Annotated in this window: 15 protein-coding genes; 2 read left to right on the top strand and 13 right to left on the bottom strand. The window is 50.4% G+C overall.

Annotated elements, in window-relative coordinates:
• Positions 1–16 precede the first annotated feature (16 nt).
• The 12 genes from Q0986_RS08560 to Q0986_RS08505 all read right to left on the bottom strand — a co-directional run bounded on the left by Q0986_RS08560 (position 17) and on the right by Q0986_RS08505 (position 15031).
• A complete protein-coding gene (locus Q0986_RS08560) occupies positions 17–2170 on the bottom strand; it encodes an N-acyl-D-glucosamine 2-epimerase (RefSeq protein ID WP_299407975.1) in 2154 nt (717 codons plus the stop codon).
• Between the two features lie 129 nt (positions 2171–2299).
• Positions 2300–4405: a glycogen debranching protein GlgX gene (gene glgX / locus Q0986_RS08555; RefSeq protein ID WP_299407971.1), complete on the bottom strand. Its 2106-nt coding sequence runs from the start codon at positions 4403–4405 to the stop codon at positions 2300–2302.
• Positions 4406–4508: 103 nt separating this feature from the next.
• Positions 4509–5078, bottom strand: a complete 570-nt coding sequence (locus Q0986_RS08550; protein ID WP_299407967.1) for a DJ-1/PfpI family protein — start codon at positions 5076–5078, stop codon at positions 4509–4511.
• 55 nt (positions 5079–5133) lie between these two features.
• The gene (locus Q0986_RS08545) at positions 5134–5562 is read right to left on the bottom strand and encodes a VOC family protein (protein WP_299407964.1); all 429 of its coding nucleotides are present in this window, start codon (positions 5560–5562) and stop codon (positions 5134–5136) included.
• A gap of 87 nt (positions 5563–5649) precedes the next feature.
• A complete protein-coding gene (locus Q0986_RS08540; protein ID WP_299407960.1) occupies positions 5650–7104 on the bottom strand; it encodes an ankyrin repeat domain-containing protein in 1455 nt (484 codons plus the stop codon).
• Between the two features lie 81 nt (positions 7105–7185).
• Positions 7186–8706, bottom strand: coding sequence for a GMC oxidoreductase (locus tag Q0986_RS08535; RefSeq protein WP_299407955.1), 1521 nt, complete (start codon positions 8704–8706; stop codon positions 7186–7188).
• A 27-nt stretch (positions 8707–8733) separates the two neighbouring features.
• Entirely contained in the window at positions 8734–9171 is a 438-nt protein-coding gene (locus Q0986_RS08530) for an ester cyclase (RefSeq protein ID WP_299407950.1), read from the bottom strand.
• A gap of 73 nt (positions 9172–9244) precedes the next feature.
• The gene (locus Q0986_RS08525; RefSeq protein ID WP_299407947.1) at positions 9245–9943 is read right to left on the bottom strand and encodes an EthD family reductase; all 699 of its coding nucleotides are present in this window, start codon (positions 9941–9943) and stop codon (positions 9245–9247) included.
• Between the two features lie 60 nt (positions 9944–10003).
• Positions 10004–10462: a nuclear transport factor 2 family protein gene (locus Q0986_RS08520; RefSeq protein WP_299407944.1), complete on the bottom strand. Its 459-nt coding sequence runs from the start codon at positions 10460–10462 to the stop codon at positions 10004–10006.
• A gap of 12 nt (positions 10463–10474) precedes the next feature.
• Positions 10475–12181 (bottom strand): thiamine pyrophosphate-binding protein, encoded by a 1707-nt coding sequence (locus Q0986_RS08515; RefSeq protein ID WP_299407941.1) that lies wholly within the window; start codon positions 12179–12181, stop codon positions 10475–10477.
• Between the two features lie 90 nt (positions 12182–12271).
• Complete coding sequence (locus Q0986_RS08510; protein ID WP_299407937.1) at positions 12272–13126, bottom strand: type 1 glutamine amidotransferase domain-containing protein; 855 nt, start codon at positions 13124–13126, stop codon at positions 12272–12274.
• Between the two features lie 513 nt (positions 13127–13639).
• Entirely contained in the window at positions 13640–15031 is a 1392-nt protein-coding gene (locus Q0986_RS08505; protein ID WP_299407934.1) for a hypothetical protein, read from the bottom strand.
• 246 nt (positions 15032–15277) lie between these two features.
• Between Q0986_RS08505 and Q0986_RS08500 the strand changes: the two genes are divergently transcribed.
• Positions 15278–17365, top strand: a complete 2088-nt coding sequence (locus Q0986_RS08500; RefSeq protein WP_299407930.1) for an S-layer homology domain-containing protein — start codon at positions 15278–15280, stop codon at positions 17363–17365.
• 4 nt (positions 17366–17369) lie between these two features.
• Here the strand turns inward: Q0986_RS08500 and cax are convergent, their stop codons facing one another.
• Complete coding sequence (cax, locus tag Q0986_RS08495; protein WP_299407927.1) at positions 17370–18455, bottom strand: calcium/proton exchanger; 1086 nt, start codon at positions 18453–18455, stop codon at positions 17370–17372.
• 405 nt (positions 18456–18860) lie between these two features.
• Between cax and Q0986_RS08490 the strand changes: the two genes are divergently transcribed.
• Entirely contained in the window at positions 18861–21569 is a 2709-nt protein-coding gene (locus Q0986_RS08490; RefSeq protein WP_299407924.1) for a DUF3536 domain-containing protein, read from the top strand.
• Positions 21570–21571 lie beyond the last annotated feature (2 nt).

Here is a 21571-nt window from a genome sequence, read left to right as displayed (position 1 = left end):
GAGCTGACCACTCAGCTTAAACGACCGTAAACTCCTCCATCAGTTCGCTATCCACTAAGGCTTGTTTGACAGCAGGTTGGAGATTACGCAGGGTAATGCTAAATAGCTCGCCACGGGTTTGCTTGGTAAAGATGAGATAGTTGAACCCTGCGTCACTAATCGACTGTAAGTTCGTACCGTCGAGGACAATACCCGTAAGATTATGTAGTTTCTCTACCGCTTCACGCAGATATTTGAGACTGCTACTGTTGAGGTTGCCCGCCAGGGCTAACGTGGCAATACCGTTCTCGTAAGACATCAACTCCGCGTTGAAGTCAACGCCGCTAGGCGTGATCCGACAACGTACTTTCATCTTTTTTAAATCGGTGGGTAGCTTAACCGTCAAAGCTTCACTATCGAAATCAGTGTGGCTATGGCCATTGATCCACACCTCTGTCAATTTAACGCTACTTGGCGGCAAAATATCAGGGGCTACCCGCAGAATATTATCTTCCCAAGCCCCCGGTTCAGGGCTAAAAAAGAAGTCCATCGGTTCTTTATTAATCAGCAAGTTGGTATAGATCGCTGACAGGAAGCATAGTTCAAAGGAATGGTAACCAGCCATAGAATGACTACCTTTATCCCGTTCGGTACCCAATGCGTATGGCTGACCGTTGGCCAAAACATTGAAATAAACCCCGCCTGCTTCATAGTCTAAAAACCAAGCATTGTAGAAGGCAGACCCTTCTCGGGCATATTGCAAATACTCGGGTTTGTCCTTGTAGACCCCTGCCATGATGTAGTAGGCCAGAATACCCTGCTCCTGCTGCCACCAAGCTTTGCGATCGTGCCACACCAAGCGGTAGAACGCTTCTCCCTCTTTAAGGGTGCGTTCCATCATGTCGTACCAGCCCCCGCGTTGGGTGTCACAGCCAGCTTTAGGAATAATATCGGCAATTTGGTGGGCAAAGGTTTTGTAGCTCGCTTTGGGCCTAAGGCTTTGCATGCGAGTGAGGTTCCAGGCGACTTTTAAATTATGACCGACCACACAGCGGGCCTGGTGAATCCCCCATTTGAGATCATGGCTCCAATCATCGTAGAACTTCTCGTTCATAAATGGACTGTAGTCATAATCGGGGAAGTGCTTGCAGATCAGGTCGAAACAATATTCGAGAAAGTCAGCATACTCTTGCTTTCCAGTGGCTAGCCACAGATTGATCAAGTACGCCGGGGCATGGTCACCGACGGAGTTCCAGTTTTTGCGCTCCTTGTTAATACCGAGGGAATCTACATGGGGAGAGAGGGTAATAGGATCGATATGGGAGTAATAGCCTCCTTTAGGCGTGGGGTCTTTGTAGCAACGATTGAGGAAGGCAATCGTATTTTCGATATCTTTTAAGACATCCCGATTGCCTGTCAACCGGAAGGTTTGGGTGGGGCCAGCTAGAGCATAGATTTGTTCATAGCAAGGCATGGCATTGCCTCCCTCGTCGCCTCCAGCTTGGGAACCAATATATTTGCGAGTGGTGCCATCAGGACGAATATCGATTTGGCTGTACCAGTAGCAAATCCCTTCGCTGGAGTTGCGAAAACGGAAGTGCTGGCGCATATAATCCGTTCCCTTAACTGCCGCTTCCAAGGCACGTTCGTCGCCGGTTAGCATATACGCCGTCGCAAACCCATAGATGAGTCGAGAAATGGTGTCGAGATTCTGTTGACCGTCGAGTTTCTCGCCTTCCGCACTAATATCCGTGCGGAAGTTGCGAAAGTCGATTGTTTTGCCTTCCTGAACGCCAAACTGGGCTTCTAGATAGAAATTTAGCAATTGCTGGATCTGACGAATCCACCAGTCCTGCTCCTCGAATCGCAGGTGATTCTTGGTGCGACCAAACAGCACGAGGTGCTTGGCTTCGAATTTAAGTTCTGAAGCCTCTGGGTAAAAAACACCGTAGACATGGATAAATCGGCCCTCGACGAGGATATCTTTTATATCTGGCGCTACATTAAAGGGCTCTCCCAGGTTACGCACGAGTTCGGCATAGCAAGCGTAGGTGACCTTAACGTCGTATTCACGTCCATCGGACGTCCGCAGGCCGATCACCCCTTGAGCATCGAACTGGTCTGGAAAGGTAACTGTGGTGATGTAACCTGCAATCAGATCCGAAAAGGTAAAGTCAAGAGAATTAGCCATGATTAGAGTCGCTTGATGTGAAGAATAGGGTTGACGAGAGGATTGATGGGAGTGCGATCGCACGAATAACTGTGCAGCTTGAGCGTCGGTAGGATAGGTGAGAGACGAGGTTTTATTAAATAGGTGGAGTTAAATCGGCCGAGAGTCGAGGACGACGATACTGCGGGCGGTGAGCAGATAGCTCGACACCTTAATGGGCTCCTCTTGACCTAACGGAGTAATGTCGTGGGGTGTGGGTAAGGCTGTATCGACCGAGCGATACCACTGGCAACCGGAGATATTGGGTAATTGGAACTCGATGCTATCCCAATACATATTCATCATGATGTGGACATCAGGATCGCCCTTGAAGCCACCTAAGGTGAAGGCCAGAGTGCGCGATCCTGGATCGTTCCAGGTGGGCTGATTGAGTTGGGGACCATGCCAGGTAATATCTGCTACGCCTCTTTCATTGATGGCCCCGGTAAAATAGCGGGGTCTCATCAATTCTTTGAAGTGCTGGCGACGAGCAATAGCGGTTTTCCAAAAGCGAAACATGTCTCGATTCTTCTCGAGAAAGCGCCAGTCCAGCCAATTGAATTCGTTATCTTGGCAGTAGGTGTTGTTGTTCCCATATTGGGTGCGACAGATTTCGTCTCCCATCACCATCATGGGTACCCCTTGAGAGATTAGGAGCAGAACGGCTAAGTTTTTCAGCTGGCGCTGGCGCAGATCGTTGACCCAATCATCATCGGTTTCGCCTTCAACGCCGCAGTTCCAGCTCAGGTTGTCGTCGATGCCGTCGCGATTACCTTCGCCATTGGCCTCGTTATGCTTGCCGTTGTAAGCCACCAGGTCATAAAGGGTAAAGCCATCGTGAGCAACGATAAAGTTAACGCTGTTGACCGGGGAATGTTGGCGCGCTTGGTAGAGGTCGGCGCTGCCTGTGATCCGGCTGGCAACCTCCCCCACAATTCCCGGATCGCCCTTGACGAAGCGACGAATCGCATCCCGATACTTGCCATTCCATTCCGCCCAACGATAACCAGGGAAGTAGCCAATTTGGTAAAGGCCCGCTGCATCCCAAGCTTCGGCAATCACTTTGGCATTGGCCAGTACAGCATCCAGCTCAATCGCCCAAATCACGGGTGGATGTTCTAGAGGAGTACCGTCTTCGCCACGAGAGAGCACTGATCCTTCATCGAAGCGGAAGCCATCCACATGCATCTCCTGCACCCAGTAGCGCAGACAATCGAGAATAAACATCTCTCCAATGGGGTGATTGCAGTTAAAGGTATTGCCACAGCCCGTGTAGTCGTAGTAGTACTGCCGATCTTCAGGTGATAAATAGTAATAGGTGCGATTGTCCAACCCCTTGAAGGAAAAGACGGGACCTTGATGGTTACCTTCATCGGTATGGTTGAACACAACGTCTAGGATCACTTCGATTCCAGCTTGGTGAAGGGCTTTGACCATATCCCGAAATTCCCGTACATGATCGCCCGCCTCAGGATTGACGCAATAGCTGGGGTGAGGTGCAAAATAACTCATGGTGCTATAGCCCCAGTAGTTGGTCAGGGGCTTGCCATCCACCACTCGCAGAACTTCGGTGTCGTCAAATTCAAAGATAGGTAGGAGTTCAACAGCCGTAACCCCCAGCTCCTGCAAATAGGGGATTTTCTCAATCACGCCTGCAAAGGTGCCAGGATGTTTGACCTTGGAAGTGGGGGATTTGGTAAAACCACCGACATGCATTTCGTAGACGATGGTTTCGTTCATGGGCCTGCCTAAGGGCCGATCGCCTTCCCAGTCATAATCATCGATATCGATCACTACACAGCGCATCGAGCTGGTGAGGTTATCCCCTGGCAAACAGGCCTTACCCCGGTTCCAGAGGGTTTTGTTGTTGCCTTTGGAATAGGGATCGAGCAGGACTTTATTGCGATCGCAACGATCACCCCCGCTCGGATTGTTGGGACCGTCGACCCGATAGGCGTAGTGGGTACCCGCTGGTAACCCTTTGACAAAGACATGCCAGAAGTGAAAGGTTTTATGGACGATGGGGTCTAATTGAACGACTTGAAACGGCTCTAAATCGCTATGGCCGTCAAATAGAAGCAACTCAACTCCGGTGGCGACTTCTGAAAACAAGGAGAAATTTACCCCGTCAGGTTTTACGGTTGCCCCCAAGGGATAGGAAGTTCCGGCAGAGAGGGAATACAGTTTGGTTGGAGTGGTCAGCGTAGCCTGGATCATGGTGACAGCATCCTTAAGCACAAACAAATGGAAGAGTAAGCGTTACAGGGGAGAGCTAGAACTAGAAGAGACAGGAGGGAGTGATGATGCGATCGCAAACGCCCTATGCCTCTGCCAGAATTTCGATAATCTTGGCCGCGAACAGATGAGCATGGCCCCCTGTCCGACCCGTGACTAAATCGCCATCCACCACTACATCCTGGTCTTGATAGAGGGCTCCGTAGGCCAGTACATCGCCGTGAAGGTTGTTGTGGCAAGTGATGGGGCGACCCTTGACTAATTCGGTGGCGGGAGCCACTAACCACATCCCGTGGCAAATAATGCCCTTGAGAATATTGGGGTTGGCAAAGGCCCGCTTGAGGAACTTGGTCGCTGGGGGCAATTTCGTAACGTCGTCGGTGTAGCGGAGGCGATCAGACACCATCGCTGAAGGGACAATAATGGCCGCGAAGCTGGCCAGCGTCTCGTCATCCATACCTTCGAAAGACTCATTGCAGTCAAAGGGAGCGTGATACTCATGTCCCTTAAAGGTAATAGAGGGCTGCCCCCAGAGGCGGGTCATAAAGTGCAGATCTGCCCCCTCTTCTAGAAAGCGATAGTGGTAATACCAAATCTCGTGTTCATAAAAGTCGCTTTCAATTAAGATTCCAATCTTTTTATCTTTCAGTTTCATTGCCATACCCACTTAAAAAATGCTAACTTCTGTTATTCCTTGATATAAAAGTGAGCTATTTCTTGGGCTCGAATGTTTCGGCAAACTGAAGAATATTTCCTTCGTTATCGCGAATAAAAAATTCCTTAAAGCCAATATCTTCCACCACGATCAAGTCCCAAGCAATTTCAATTTCGGGTTGAGCCTTCACCCGCTCTACGACTTTTTCAATGTCATGAACCATAAACCGAACTTGACTCACACCCTGAACAGTTGTGTGCTGTGGGGGGCTGGGCCGATCGATGGAAGTCCATTTCTGATCTTCAATTAGCTCAATGGAGATGTCGTTAATCTCCAAAAATACAATCCGCGTCCCGTATTCTGGAAAGTCGCGAAAGAGGACTTGTTTAAATCCCAAATAATCTTGATACCACTTGGCGGTTGCATCTAGATCCTTAACCGCAAAAGATACAGAAATATCCTTGACTTCAGCTAAAATACTCACAGTTTTCCCCCTTTAATAGTATTAATTTAGATAGCCTAGAGTCGAGAATCGAATTAACTCGATTCTCCTCAATTTGATGAGCAATGCCTATGGCAATTTTGAACGAATCAGATTGACAATGTCAGAGGTTTCACCACACACCTCAATGGCAATATCCAGCGGTAACTTGCCGTCATGGCCGCGCAGATCGAGGCGCGCCCCGGCATTCACCAAAATTTCCGCACATTCCACAAATCCATGCCAGAGGGCATCGTGGAGAGGGGTGTAGCCGTTAATGGGTCCTTGGATATCCAGATCGATATTAGGATGCTCCACCAGCATTTTGAGAATGCTGGGGTTACCGTTGTAGGTGGCCTTATGGATGGGAGCCCCTTTGAAAACCCAGTCTTCCACCCGCACATGGGCTCCAGCTTTGAGCAGCTCCTGGACAATGTCGCCATGGTTGTCGCGAGCGGCCACAATCAGGGGAGTATGTCCATCCAGGAAGGAATTCATATGGGGATAGACGGTGTTAACGTTTGCGCCTGAGGCAATCAGCTGTTTCACCGCGTCCAGATCGCCTTTGTTGGTGCTCGCCATCACGGTTTGTTCTGCGATCGCATTTTGGTCCCGAGCTTTACCGCTATCAATTACGGCCTTAATGGTTTCGAATTTCTGCTTCTCTTCCCCTTGGTTAACATTGAGTTCAAAGGCGATATGGTCCTCCAGAGCAAAGCCGTAGTGAGTCCCAAAATAGAGGTTTTGGCCATGGTCGACCAGGAGTTTGACCAGCTCCGGCCACTTATACCAGAGAGCATCCATAATTGGGGTGTGCCCCATGGTTGGGGTGACCGCATCAATAAACGCACCGTGATCGAGCAGCAGTTTGGCGATCTCAAGATTTCCCCCTTGGCAGGTTTTATGTAAGGCCGTTGCCCCCGTCTTGCTATCGGCGGTCCACACATCGGCACCGGCCTCTAGCAGAATCTGCACCATGTCTTTATGGGCTTGGCAAGCGGCCATCATTAGTAAGGTCAGCCCAGTGTCTGGGTCCCGAGTATTGGGGTCGCCTGCATTAGCATTCAGCAAGGTTTTCAGCGTCTCGACATCTTCCTGCTGGACAGCTTCGATCAGGCGAGTGGACACATCCCCGCGAAAGGCAGCAATAATGGGTGCTGGATCGCAATAGGATTTCCATTTGGCGATTTTGCCGTTGCGGACTTCCATCCAGGTGGCAAAGACAATTTCAAAGTCCAATCCCGTCGCCAATACCGTCGAAATATCATGAACAGTTCCTACGGCCACGTCGCCTTCGACCACCAGATCGACGGGCTTGAACTGCTTGACCTCTACAATGCCGTCGCGAGTGGAGAACTGCTTCAGCACTTCCGGGATGCCGTGAGCTGTGCCTATCCAAGGGATAATATCGCTTACCCCAGGAATTTTGGGCAAATTCACCCACTCGATATCCTCCGCCATGCAGGCAATCGCGGTGTCCATATCGCCACGATCGAGGGCATCAAACCATGCGGTCGCAACTTTCCGGGTATCTTCTTGGCTCACAATTTTTGACTCCAAATGACTGTTTGCAGAGGACTGATTGCGTTGAGTGCCGGATGAGCTGAACTCAATCCGGGCCGATCGCTAACCGCTAGCCACCGATTTCAGGTCTTCAGGAATGATGCGGTCCAGACATCGCTCAGCCACTGCAGCAATCGTCAGCGCTGGGTTAACGCACGTACTAGAGCCAGGGATTAACGCCCCATCGACGACATATAGATTCGAGTACCCTTTTACCCGCCCGCAGGTATCGCAGACCTGTCCCATGGCAGCACCACCGAGCTGATGACCCGTAATCGTCGACGAGACGGGAGAACTATCACCGCCGCTAGCATCGGTCATTCGTTCCACCAACTGCTGAGCCGCTGCTTTCGCTTGGGTATCGATATCGTAGTTGAGATCAATTCGGTCGGTGTCTGCGTTGTAGGTGAGCGACCCTCGATGGGGAGTCATACTAAAAATAAAGGTCCCCATCGCATTCCATCTTGGATAGTCGGTCTCAAAGCGGGGCAGCGGAGCCCGCATCATTACGCAGGGGTAAATGGGGTTTTCATAATTCATAATCACGATCGCCCCCGGCCCTCCAAGATGGGAGTTCGTGGTTTCATCCAGATTGGAGCGAATCACAAAGGTATCGCCGTCATTGCCGAGTTCTTGGCCAATCCCCTCGTGGATATGAGGCAAATCCCCTTTCACCTTGGCTTTGAGCAGCAGCCCAGTCGTTCCCAGGGTTCCTGCGGCCATAAACAGTGAGCGGCAGGTGAGCACCTTTTGCTCGACGACTGCTCCTTGCTCATCGATCACATTCACAAAGACTTGATAGCCGCCTTCAGGCAGAGCCGCCACCCGCTGAACCCAATGCAGGGTCTTAATCTCAACCGAGCCGGTTTCTTGTGCTCGCTTTAGGTAGTTTTGGTCTAGGGTTTGCTTGGCACCGCTGTTTTGCCCAAACCAGAATTCAGCGGCGATGGTGGAAGGAACCTTCTTCCCCGCGATTTCCTCCCGGACAATGTCCCAGTCAATCCCCATCATAAATTTGGTCATGCCATCTTTCATCTGGTTGGAGGTGGACTTCACCATCGGGAAGCCAGCCTTTGCAGCCTGCTCCACCAACACCTTAAGACCGAGGTAATACTGGCTCTCAAGAATATCGTCGGGAATGAGAGAAGACCCGATTTCCTGATGAACGCGGGGAAAGTAGACAGCGTCCATCTCCCTATAGGAGACCTGATCGGGAAAGACCTTCCCCCACAGTTCCTGAGGGGGCTGAATTAAGATGCCGCCATAAGCATGGGAACCACCTCCCACACCAGAACCCACGAGGAATTTATATTCCCCATGCTCCACCACCTCCAAAACGCCGACATATTTATCAATGGGTGTTCCTTCGTAGGCAGGGGTTTGGGAAAGACCGGTATCGTTCAACCACTCTGCCCGCTGATCAATGTCACGAAAAGTGGCAAAGGTGCTGTTGGTGGTGGGGTCATCAATGGTCCACCATCGCCCTCGTTCTAATACCATCGTTTTGATACCAGCCTGTCCCAGTCGCAAGGCTGCAACTGAGCCGCCAAATCCGCTGCCAATCACAATTGCTTCTGCATCCATCGTCGAGTCTCCCTCACTGTGCCAAATTCAAAATGGGGTGGGTTCAGCTGCTCCGAGCTGCTTGTGCAAACCCAGTTGGTCGAACGCGCTCCATACCTCTACAACCTGGCCTGAGCCATTAAATTCAAAAATCGAAATACCGGAATAGAGGACCTCGTTGCCACGCCCTTCATATCCCAATAGGGACTTGGTATGTTTGCCCCGAACGGTCCATCGGGTCGTGACTTTATCCCCTTCAGCGATTTGGTCGTCGACGCTATGGCGGAAATTTAGCGCCTCGCGAAACAGACTGAGATAGTCTTTGAAGGCGTCTCGCCCCACTGCCTCCTGCTCTCCACTGGCATAGAATTTGCAATCGGGTGAGAAAATCTCATCGATAAGCTCAAGATGATTGCCATCGACTGCTTGGTGGTAAAAGCGATCGCGAATGACGGTTTTATAGTCAGTTTGTTGGGTATACATCATGAGGGAAGTTCCTAATCAGACTGCGTCGGACTTAGTAAGACGGTCGAGGAGCTTAACAATTGGGATAGCCCTTTCAAGCGCGGGCTTCTGGCCCAATCACCCAATGCTCTTGGGTGACAAAGGTATAGGCATATTTCATTTCGATAAAATTTTCGAGATCTGCTGCCGATGCGGCATTTTCTGGAGAATTCAGGGCAGCTTGCAGCGCATCCGTGCTGTCGAACCACAGCATGGCCACCATATCCAATAAGGGTTCGCCCATGGCATACAGCCCATCGCGAGCATGGCATTGGTAATAGCGCTTTAATCCGGGCAATTTAAGATCTAGCGATCCGTGAATATCGAGGCTATAGCGTCGGAAGGTTTTGAGCGGTAATCCTGCTTTGCGCTTCACCATGGCAAATAATTTGATGCCCTGCTCGTCGCGACTCCGGGGTGCCCCCTCCAACAACACATGGGTATCGGTATCCAAGACCACCGTTCGCCAGAAGGCGGCCCAGTGCGGCTCATCTAACCGCGCTCCTTGCAAAAAGGCATCGGACTGTAGCGATTCTAGTTGTTCTTTCTCGTTGTTAAGCCAAATTTCTGCCACACCGCTAAAGCGAGGATCCTCTGGCTCTGGACCGAAGGGGATACGAGTATCAATCAGGTATTTCTTGATTTGGGTAATCTTGCTGGCATATTTCACCGCATGGACGTTAACCCAGTAGTCTTGAAATTCTGGCTCGTTCATACCGGGTTTGGGATGGGCAAAGATAAGCTGGTGAATCACGATGGTATCTCTCTGGTTAGGGGAATGAATGCGATCTCATCTGCAATAGTCAATAAAACCTTAGGAATCCGTCGCTCCTGGACTCGCAGGATCCAGAATCAAGGTCCGACGCTTAAACTTCCAATCGTCGCCAACTTTAGCCAACTCGTCCTCGTACAGCCCGGTCCGCTCTAAACTGGCGGGAATTTGCTTAATATCCATCGCCACGATGTAGCAGCCAGACTTGACGATTGCGCCATCGGTGACAATAAAAAAGTTATTACTCCAATGACGAGTGGTCTCGATATCGGGAAAGGTGCGGAAGGCATCCGCCAATGCGGTTTGACCGCTCACCTCCATCACCACTTGTCGATCCCACCGCACAATCGAAAAGGTGCCATTGGCTGTAAAGGTCTCGGCCCAGTTTTTAGCAGCATCACCCGGAATCAGGACTGTAAGGCCGTCAAGCGTATAAAAGTAGCGGGAATTCAGCTCATAAATGGCCAGCCGATCCTCGGCAGAAAGGTAATCGTTCGTCATCCTCAGCCCCTCCTATTGACCACACCGAATACCGATTAACTCCGGATGAACATCCCCCTCCAGCACTAAATCGATCAGGAATGGTCCCGGATGAGCTAAAGCTTGCTCGATCGCCGGAATAATCTCAGCCGTCTTCTCCACTCGTACCCCTTGAACGCCCATTGATTGAGCCATTTGGGCAAAATGGATGGCCGGTTTAGAGAGATCAAAACTGAGGGGAAACTCGTGTTTGGGAATGCTTTGTGATTGCCAATACTGCTGGATATTTAGCTGCAAAAGCCGATAGGAACTGTTATTGCAAATCACAAACTTGGCATCGACATTATGGCGAGCTGCCGTCCATAAGGCCTGAATCGTATACATGGCACCGCCATCCCCTGTAAATCCCCACACCGGGCGATCTGGGTGGGCAATTTTAACCCCGATCGCACCTGGAATACCAACGCCGAGAGACCCGCCGCGAGTCTGGAAGTAAGAACCCGGTTCGGTAATCGGGAAGTATCGACTGATTGGAGGAGAATTTGTCAGCGCTTCATCGAAAATCAGGGTATTCTTCGGTAATCTGGCCGCCAACTCCACCATGAAGGTGGCAAAGTGGAGGGGTTCTTGCCCTTTGACTGCCCGATCCTTCTCTAGTTGAGTCGTCTTCGCCGCCTGTTTCGCTGCTCCGATAGCTTGCGATCGCTCGGCTGCTGCTTGCTTTGCTTCTGGAGACATCTTGGCATCCAGCAGATCGGCTAATTTAGCCAAGGTCAACTTCGGATCGCTGACTAGCCCCAAATCCACCGGATGATTTTTGGCAATTTCGTAGGCATTCAGATCGATATGAACCGTCTTCGCACCTTCAGCAAAGATATTCGTTAATAGGGGGAAGACCTCTGGCAGCACATAGGTGCCGCAAATCAGATTGGCATCTCCTTTCGCAGTAATCGGTAGACTTTGCTCTCCAAACATATGGCCGGTGGAGCCCTGGTAGAGGGGATGTTCCAGGCTCATATTCACCTCGCCTGAATCTGCACTCCACACTTGTGCCCCTAAAAGTTCAGCCACCCGTGTCAGTTCGGATTGTGCTCCAGAATAGGCAATGCCATCCCCCACAAAAATCATTGGTTCTTGACCGCTCAGTAACAGATCTGCCGCTTGCAGCAGGGACGCCTCATCCGGTACCACTCGGGTAGAAGGCAGACTGGTCGGCACCACCTCCTCGACCACAGGGAAATCCATAATGTCCTGGGGCAAACAAACATAAACAGGCCCCATCGGCGGAGTCGCAGCAATTTTGATCGCCCGCCGGAGCACCCGCAGCAGAGAATTGGGGTCCATCACCATCGTCGACCACTTGGTGACGGGCTCGGCAAACGCCACTAAATCCCCAGCCATCTGGGCATCCATGGCCTGATAGCGAATGCCAGCATCACCCCCAATCACCACTAGCGGTGAATGGCCGCGCATGGCCTGATACAGCGCCCCAATGGTATTGCCCAAACCGGGTGTGCTGTGAATTTGGACGATGGTTGGTTTTTGGGTAGCTCGGGCATAGCCATCTGCCGTCATCAGGGCAATAGTTTCTTGCAGGGTCAGGATGTATTTGAGGTCTTCAAAACTGCCTAAGGCATCCAAAAATCCCTGCTCGACCGTGCCTGGATTGCCAAAGATATGGGTGATACCGTCTGCTTGAAATTGTTCAAGAATGCCAAAACGACCGGTTCTGTCCTTCATAAGTCCGAATGACGTCAACGCTAAATAAACTTGTTTTATTTTTGGAACTTCAATTAGGGAGCAATCGGGGGGCTTTAATTTTTGAAAAAACTACCAGCCGTAGCGTTTTAAGCCCTTCTCTAATACCTGAACCATTAATTCCCCCACTAACTTGGAGTCTTGGGTCGATCGTCCGGTCAGGAAGGGATAGTCCAAAATCGTGGATATGGTGTGCCCCACCCCGCCGTGATACTGACCGTCAGGACCGACTGCATCCCGCAGAATATATTCCAGTGGATAGAAGGGAGGACCGAAATTGGCGGAGGTATTCATCGGCTTGCCTTCGTAGTCATACATTTGGGCAAAACCAGTCCCGTCTTTATAGTCGTACTCGCGGGCATGCCCGGTGACATGTTTGCCCCAAATAATGCTTTTGCGTTCTGTCCAATCGCGAGCAAATGCCAAACAAGTCACCGAATAACATTCAGCGGCAATCAACTTTTTCTTAGATAAAAATCCCAAGATGACATCATGTAATCGCTCATTATTGACCATGTCTACCATTGGGCCAGAACCACCCGGCAGTAGCAGCGCATCGTACTTATCTAATTCATCCCAGCAGATATTTCTTTTATTGTAATAAGCCTCTAATTCATGTCCAAATTTGGGACCATTAAAATAAGGTAAAGGTGGGAACCATTTCGATAGATTAATTGGGCTATTCAACAAATCTGATTTATCAATTTCAATGGTTCGCTTAGCGTAATGTGCATCCGTTACCGCTTTATCCAGCGGCGGATCGAGATACCCCTCTTCCATGCTGGGTGGTAATGCTGGCGGTTTTCTACCGTAGGCCGTCATAAAGTCAATGGTGTAGCCAGCATCAATTAAAACATCGTAAGGACCGACAAATTCTTCCCCCCAGTATCCCCATTCAGAGATACAACATAGAATTCGCTTAGTCATTGCATGATTGCCTCTTGATTTTTACTCAATATCAGTTGCACATACTAGCGGCAGAATAAAAATATTTTCCAACAACTCTCTACTTATTAAACCAAAATTACAGGCTTTTTTAATGTTATTTCTTCACTCCATAAAGAGAATAATGGAAAATATTTAAAATTCCAGAACCTAAAAATTTTCAAGATTTCAAATAGGCCAATATTTAGTATTTTTTATTTGCTAGGAGAGTGAAGCTATACACCTCTCGCACAGTTGCAAAGACCCCGAGGATAAAGCCGTCTAACCCACCCCAACCTCAAAACCAGGCTTCTTGGATTGAGTCCCACTCTCGGAGCGCTGATTTTACCGATGCTGACGCAGCAAAACAATGTACAAGCGACCTCTTGCCCCCCAACCAAGGTTAAGAGACGCGAACACTCTGCCAAATGAAATTCTGGCGCTAGTTCAGCTCAGGTTGACAATGATGTTGCCGAGTACCAAAGAGCAAAGACATCAATTAGCCACCGTAGAAAGCTACCGTTTCTTTCTAATCAAGATATAGGCACTCGCATAGGCCGGTAGGGTACTGATATGTTGCTTAAACTGATCATGACTGGGGAAAACGCCTGCGAGAAAATCCAATTGATATAAATTCGGCAAGAACGCGCCACCCGTATCAGCCAAGACTCCCATATTGAGCTGCTGAGTCCCGCCCGTATTGTGTTCCAGCATAATAATTTTGCCTAAGCCAATATTGAGCACATCACCGGCAAAGGTCACCCCCGGTCGAACCGCAATTTTTGTGGTTTTTGGCCCATACCCCTTAATGGCATCCACTTGTTTGAAGTACCAGTAGCGCTTTTGTTCTCGTTGCGGCTGCCCTCGTACATAGGCAATCCCATTGTTCCGATCCACATTAAAGTAGGCCGATGAGCCATCACCAAAGCGAATCAAGATTGTGCCCTGTAACAAGGCATCTTCCAAGCCCTGCCGAGTCAGGTAGGCCAGAGGAGTGACTTTCCCTTGTTCCTTGCCTCCGGTTTCATAGATCCCTGTGAGCACCTCCTGCTTGGAATAGTTCTGGAAGAATTTATCCACCGCAAACTCTGGTTTGAGCTGGTAAATGGGAGTATTAAATTCTGCTGTTTTTGTCCGAGATCCCTGATGGGCAAAAACAGCATATTTGGTAATTCGCAATTGACTTTGATCGGGCTGCTGGGGGTTATAGGGTTGCCATTTCACCACCTGAAAATGGGTGTTAATGAAATTGGGATCTTTCAGGCGGGACGGGCGCTGGAGGGCAATATCTTGCTCCAGGACGTTAATCATAAAGGCTAAGGTATCTTGAATATCTTGAAGGGTGACCCCCCCTGTGCCTAAAATCCCGGTGCGCAGAGCAGTCGGGTCATTTTGGCTATGAGTGTCAAAATAAGTTTTGACATTTTTCAAGACGGCTAATAAATCCGCTTCATTAAAATCAACTGGATAGTTGGGGAGGACGCTGTTACTAAAAATTTGCTCCCCTGCGATTTTGAATTGTTCTTGCTTGGCTTCATTAATCACGGCATAAGGGAGACCCGAAAAGGCCACTTTCTGACTGGGAGGCTGACGTGTAGGGGCTGACTGACTTTGGGGTTTAGGTTTGGCTGTATTAGATGACGGAGAAGTAGGCGTCTGAGGGGATGAACCCGTTGCCTTCAGGGAGGACGATGGCTTTTGGGGTGGATCTTTCGGATCAGCCAGAATAATAGACCAAGCAGAGGCATCTGGTTTTGGGGAGGCTGGCTGGCTGTCGGTGGCAGTCGATTGTGAAGAGGGAGAAGACGGTTGAGTGTGCTTTTCTGGATCACAGCTACTCAGCATTGATAAAAAGAGGGCCAAGCCTAACAGATTGAGTGGTGCTTGATGTGGCAGAAACAAACGCATATATCGTCCCATCTCCCAGGATGGTTCTCACAATGGTGAACATCAAATTGAAGGGCTGAATTACATCGTCAAGGTTAATGGAACGATGGCTAGATTTAATGCTCGTTTTTAATATTCACAAATGATTTTACAAACTAACCATATGCGCGTATGAATTCTAAAAAGAATGTGCGGAGGTGCGATCGCACCTACAGTACCCCTGTAGGATGGTTGCCAAAGATTAAACCCTAAAAATGGCTCAATATTATGGTTAATCCTAACAACCCCAATTCTGAACCCGATGAAGTATCGCCGTCAGAGCCAGGCTCAGACCCCAGCAGTGAGCAGCGTGCTGAATCAGGTCCCATTTCTGATGAGTTATTTGATTCTTTATCGGACTTGTTAGGAGATTCACCCACGGATGAGCCTGCTTCTCTGCCAGACATAGCGTCATGGTCGGACGACCCCGAACAACCCGCTGAAGCTCAGTCCTCTGCAACTGAAGAACCAGCAGACAGTTTTGAAGATCCGACGTTTATCCAGATGGGACCCGAGGCAGAGCCCACCAATGAACCAAGCGTCATTAGCGATAGCCCGGCTGACGATCCCATATCCGCAGTTGAGCCGACCATACCAACCGTCAACGAAGACGAAGGAACTCAGTCTATCCCTACGACATGGGCCGATGAGCCAGTCGCCCCAGTTCCTTCTCCCCCCATTGAACCCGACGTACCGATTGACCTAACTCCTGATCTGGGTGAACCCTCAGACCCCAACCTGCCCGATATTGCAGCCGCATCGACCGATCCGGCAGATAGTGTTGCCGACCCTTGGAGTGATCCAGCGCCTGCAGTGCCGATGGATACGGGTATTGAAGACCCGACCCTAATTCAATCCTCTGGTCTTTCATCTGACGTGCCACCGAGCGAGGTGCCTGCCGCATCGACACCTCCAGATTTGCCCTCAGAAGACCGTTCCATTCCGGATCCTTGGACGGCTAATTTGGCATCACAGCCTATAGAGGCCACACCCGACGAGCCTGCCTCAGAGCCGGAGCTAGGCATTCCTCCCATTGCTGAGTCTCCCTTCGATGATCTCGCCGCCGAGGTTCCTCCTGCTTCTGCAGGGGCGACTGCTCAGGATAGCGAAGGCACGCCAGAAGGGGTTGGATTCGCTGCTGGCATACCAGGCGGAGTAACGGGCGATAGCGCTGATAGCCCTGTACCTGAGGGGATTGCCCCAGACGATACTCAGTCTGAATCAGCGGAACGCGAGCCTGAAATAACCCCTGTTCCAGAATCGACCCCCGTGTCTGAACCTGTGGCAGTGGGTTCATCCTCTACATCCACCATGTCCACCTCGGGAGCACGCGCGAGTGACTTAGGTGCCCTGAGCGATAAGTTACCCCTCAATCGCTATCAAGCGGTCGGTTTGCTGGTCACCTTATCAACCTTGGGAACGATTACCTATCTTGGAGTGGCGGGTACTCAGCAAGCTCCCTCTCCCTCCGTCCTATCTTCCGCGATTTCCTCGCCACCTTCTCCCCCTACAGGCGCGAATTCATCGACCAATCTGCCTGCATCCCAAAATCCCTCTGCAGTTGCGAGTGCTCCTTCTGCACCCGGTACGGCGGCTCCTTCTACTAGCGGCACATCCAATCCGTCGGCTCAAGCACCCACCGATCCCATTGCAGGCTTACCCCAGCCCCCGACAGGTGCCATTGGAGGTCTAGATTCACCTGAGGTCGTTCCGTCTCAGCTGGATATTTCTGATGTTCCTCCTGAGCATTGGGCGCATCCTTTTATTACCAAGCTGCATGCCCAAGGCATTATTCCTGACTATCCGGATGGCAAGTTCCAGCCAGACAAGCCCGTGACTCGGGCTGAACTGGCGGCCCAAATTCAACGGGCTTTTGTCAATGAACCCGGTCAGCTTTCCTTAACCTTCTCGGATATTTCGGCCGATTATTGGGCGGCAGACGCCATTGAAGGGGCTGTCAATAAGAAATTTATGAGTGGCTATCCCGAAGGAGATTTCCAACCCGATAAACTAGTGCCTCGATATGAGGTGTTGGTGGCCCTCGTGAGTGGGCTAGAACTCGACATTCCCACCGCTCCAGAAAACAGCCTGCAGCGCTTTCAAGATCAAGGGCAATTACCCGATTGGTCAAAGGGCAAAATTGCTGCCTCTACCCAAGAAAAAATTGTGGTAAGCCATCCTGATCCAGGTCTACTCAAACCAGAAGCGAATGCAACTCGGGCAGAAGTGGCAGTCATGATTTACCAATCACTGGTCCAATCTGGGCGATTAGACCCCATTGAGTCTCAGTATGTGGTGACGCCAGATTCTGAGTGACCGATCAAGTTAAGGGATGAAAGTAAAACGCTAATCCCAGCACTGCATAGGTGGCGAGGAGTAGTGTGCCTTCTAACCAGTTCGACTGGCCATCTGAGCTAATGGAGTTGGCAATCAATACCGAAACAGCGACTGCGACCAATTCAAAGGGGTTAAAGTCCAAATCCATGGGTTGACCAATCACCCAGCCCGCTAGGACTAAGGCCGGTGCCACAAATAGGGCAATCTGCATACTAGATCCCACGGCCACGGAGACCGATAAATCCATTTTGTCTTTCATTGCCACAGTGACTGCGGTGGCATGTTCAGCGGCGTTACCAATAATGGGAAGTAAAATCACGCCTGTGAAAAGGGGCGTCAAGCCGAGTTGCTCTGTGGCGGCTTCTAAACTGCCTACTAAAAATTCAGATTCAACGGCAACCGCTAGGGTTGCTGCAAGGAGAACACCAATCCATAACCGCAAGTTACTTGAGCCTTCTTCATGGGCCTCTTCTTCTGATTCTATGCCAGCCACTCCTACGTCAAACAGGTAAGTGTGGGTTTTCATCGAGAATAAGAGGGTCAACCCGTAGACACCAATCAGCACGATAGCAACGGCAATAGAAAGGTTCTGGAGAACCTGACTCTCAATACCCTCTGCGGAGAACTTGATGGCGGTGGGCAGCAGAATTGCAATCACTGCCAAGTTCATCGAGGAGGCATTGACGCGGGCAACCACGGGTTGAAAGGTTTGTTCTTTAAACCGCAATCCACCCAACAACATGGATAAGCCCATCACCAACAATAAGTTGCCCAAAATAGAGCCCGTAATACTGGCTTTGACCACATCTACCAATCCGGCCTGGAGGGCAATAAAGGCAATAATGAGTTCAGTCGCATTGCCAAAAGTGGCATTGAGCAGCCCTCCTGCAGAGGGACCAATGACTACTGCAATCTCTTCGGTGGCGGTGCCCATCCAGGCGGCTAGCGGCACAATGGCTAGCGCTGAGGCAGTAAAGAGGGGAAGCGGTCCCCACTCTAGAAGATCTGCCGCAATAGAGATGGGGATAAACAGCAGCAAGACAATAAAAATACGATTTTTAAGCGTCACAATTGCAGATGAGTTGGGTTTACAAGTACAGCCAAACTAAAATTGATGTTTCCCAGTCATGAGTTGGGAGGCATCAGGCGGATTTGGGTGGGAATCGGACTGATCCCGTAGGAAATCTAAAGACTTTACCCATAATGCCCGAATAAACTCTTAAGATATCTTGCGATTTCCCCTCTTTTTAAAGGGGATCGCCTAGGTTAAAGCCACAGATAGGTTAGCAGTTTCTTTGCCTCCAGAGAATCTCCTTCGCACTACGTCCGGTTTCACCACATCAAGGACTTAAATTCATCTATTTTTTGGCTTCGCTGCATCTCAAGTCTTCAAGGCGATCTGGATGTTCAGGCTTGGCACTAAGCCTTAAGCAAGCGCTTCTGCATTACGCTAATCCACAGCGGTTTTTTGAGTATGAATACAACCTCTTATGTTCCTGAGAATACTGAACAGGAAATGATTCCTTTAGATATCCAAAGGCCGTCACAGGTGCGCCCTTTGGAGCAGGCTGAAGGCGTCTATGTGACCTTGCATGGTCATTTTTATCAACCTCCACGGGAAAACCCTTATTTGGGCACCATCGAACGGCAGTCGAGTGCTGCCCCGTTCCACGACTGGAATGAGCGGATTTATCATGAGTGCTATCGCCCCAATGCCTTTGCTCGCATTTTTAACGACCAGGGTGAAGTCATCAATATTGTCAATAATTTTGAATATCTGAGCTTCAATATTGGTCCAACGTTAATGAGCTGGTTGGAGACCTACGATACGGAGGTTTACCAGCGTATTATTGAAGCCGATCGCAACAGTTGTGACCGCCTCCAAGGCCACGGCAATGCGATCGCACAGGTTTACAACCACATCATCATGCCCTTGGCCAACCGCCAAGACAAAGTCACCCAGGTGCGCTGGGGTAAAGCCGACTTCCAATCTCGATTTGGCCGCGACCCCGAAGGTATGTGGCTGGCTGAAGCCGCTGTCGATATGGCCACGATTGAGGTGCTGGTTGAAGAAGGGATTCGATTTATTATTTTGGCTCCATCCCAAGCCCAGCGCTGCCGGGTGATACCGGATATTGCCAGCGATACCGACGATGCACTGGCCTGGGAAGAAGTGGGGGGTGCTCAAATTGACCCGACCCGGCCCTATCGCTGTTATCTACCAGATCGTGAGCGCTACATCGATATTTTCTTTTACGATGGTCCCATCTCTCGGGATATTGGCTTTAATGCGGTGCTGAGCAGCTCTCAGAATCTGGCTAATCGATTAGGCCAGGCCGTGCGCTGCGATCGCAAGCCGTCTCAACTGATTTCGATTGCGACCGATGGTGAGACCTTTGGCCACCACAAACGCGATACGGAAAAAGCGATCGCCTATGCGTTTCATGAGACCTTCCCCCAGTGGGGATGGACGGTGACCAACTATGCCCATTACTTGAGTCTGCATCCTCCCACTTGGGAAGTGCAGCTGAAGCCTGTGACGGCTTGGAGCTGTGGCCATGGGGTTGATCGTTGGCAAGACGACTGTGGATGCGGTGGCGAAGGCAGCCTCTGGCATCAAAAATGGCGTCGCCCTTTACGGGATGCCTTAGATTGGCTGCGGGATCAGCTCAGCGATATTTATCAAGAAATTGGTGGGCTGCTGTTTCAAGATCCGTGGGAGACCCGAAATCGCTACATCGAGATTATGGGCCAATTTCCTCGACAGACGCAGCTCGATTCCTCTGCAACCGATCCCATTCAAGCCTTTCTCAATGCTCATCAAAATCATGAACTGACGTCAGACGAACGGGTCGATGCCCTGCGCTTATTAGAGATGCAGCGTCATAGCTTACTGATGTATACGAGTTGTGGTTGGTTCTTTGCCGAACTTTCACGGCCTGAGGGGGTACAAATTCTCCGATATGCGGCCCGTGCTGTGGATTTAGCGGCAGATGTAGCGGGGATCAGCCTAGAGCCAGAGTTTATCAAGCGTTTGGCTTTGGCTCCCAGCAATGTCGCCCTTTTCGAGACGGGGGCGGGGGTGTACCAGCAGTTGGTGATTCCATCCCAAATCGACGTCCAGGCTGTGGCGGCTCACTATGCCATCACCTCTCTGTTTAATCCCTATCCTCCTCAACATCCCTACTTTTCCTACCAAGCTGAACAGATCGATTATCAGATTCAGCGATTAGGCTCTCTGTCTTTGGCGATTGGCCAGCTACAGCTCACCTCTAATGTCACCTCTGAGTCAGAGCATGTGGTGTTTTGCGTCCTTCACTTAGGGGGCTGGGACTTTCACTGTGGAGTCCAGCTATTTAGTGGCCGCAAGCACTATGGCGAGATGAAGGCCAAGCTGTTCAATACCTTGCAGCAGGCGAGTGCCACCAATATTGTATTGGCCATATCTGATACCTTTGGCCATCAGCATTATGGCTTGCATGACCTCTTGCCAGAAGAGCGTCATCGGATTATTTCTTTGCTCTCTCAAGAGACCTTAAGTCGCCTCAATCAGCTCTATACCCAAGTCTATCGAGATAACTATGGGGTGTTGATGGCCTTTCAATACGATGACCTGGAAGTGCCCCCCGAATTGCTAACGGCGGCTCAAGTGGCCCTCAACCATCGTGCCCTGAATACGCTCAAGGGGTTAGAAAAGGAGATGAGCGATCCAGAACTGGAAACCTCACAGGTGGGGGCTAGTGATTTGGCAGAACTGGCTGCGATCGCAACTGAAGCAGAGCAAGCGGGTTGTCGCCTCAAGCTAGATGCCGCCTACCCCTTACTCGAAGATTTAATCCTCCGTCTGCTCTGGCAACTGTTCCATCACGTTGATGTAGACTTATCTCCCCATCGGATTCAGCGTCTACAAACCTTGCTTAATCTAGTCCATCAACTCCAGCTTGATATTCATCTCGACCGGGCTCAGGAGCTTTATCTGCGTTGTCTGCAAGAGCAGATGGCCCTCCTGAATCACAGTCAAGCCATCACGCAAGCTCAATTGTTGGAACAGAACGACGATGCAATGTCGGATCAAGACCGATGCCAAAAGACTCCTCTATCGATGGCCCAAATGCGCCAACTCCTGCAGTTAGGCCGCAAGCTAGCTATCGATGTCCAACCTTGGTTAGACAGCTATCAGTAAGG

Origin of the sequence: Acaryochloris sp. IP29b_bin.148 (assembly GCF_028285565.1) — a bacterium.
Classification (GTDB): domain Bacteria; phylum Cyanobacteriota; class Cyanobacteriia; order Thermosynechococcales; family Thermosynechococcaceae; genus Acaryochloris.
This window is presented reverse-complemented; position numbering and strand designations above follow the sequence as displayed.

Excerpts from the sequence above, each read along its gene's own strand:
- Q0986_RS08560 (WP_299407975.1), bottom strand. The coding sequence starts at position 2,170 with ATGGCTAATTCTCTTGACTTTACCTTTTCGGATCTGATTGCAGGTTAC.
- glgX (WP_299407971.1), bottom strand. The coding sequence starts at position 4,405 with ATGATCCAGGCTACGCTGACCACTCCAACCAAACTGTATTCCCTCTCT.
- Q0986_RS08550 (WP_299407967.1), bottom strand. The coding sequence starts at position 5,078 with ATGAAACTGAAAGATAAAAAGATTGGAATCTTAATTGAAAGCGACTTT.
- Q0986_RS08535 (WP_299407955.1), bottom strand. The coding sequence starts at position 8,706 with ATGGATGCAGAAGCAATTGTGATTGGCAGCGGATTTGGCGGCTCAGTT.
- Q0986_RS08530 (WP_299407950.1), bottom strand. The coding sequence starts at position 9,171 with ATGATGTATACCCAACAAACTGACTATAAAACCGTCATTCGCGATCGC.
- Q0986_RS08520 (WP_299407944.1), bottom strand. The coding sequence starts at position 10,462 with ATGACGAACGATTACCTTTCTGCCGAGGATCGGCTGGCCATTTATGAG.
- Q0986_RS08515 (WP_299407941.1), bottom strand. The coding sequence starts at position 12,181 with ATGAAGGACAGAACCGGTCGTTTTGGCATTCTTGAACAATTTCAAGCA.
- Q0986_RS08510 (WP_299407937.1), bottom strand. The coding sequence starts at position 13,126 with ATGACTAAGCGAATTCTATGTTGTATCTCTGAATGGGGATACTGGGGG.
- Q0986_RS08505 (WP_299407934.1), bottom strand. The coding sequence starts at position 15,031 with ATGCGTTTGTTTCTGCCACATCAAGCACCACTCAATCTGTTAGGCTTG.
- Q0986_RS08500 (WP_299407930.1), top strand. The coding sequence starts at position 15,278 with ATGGTTAATCCTAACAACCCCAATTCTGAACCCGATGAAGTATCGCCG.
- Q0986_RS08490 (WP_299407924.1), top strand. The coding sequence starts at position 18,861 with ATGAATACAACCTCTTATGTTCCTGAGAATACTGAACAGGAAATGATT.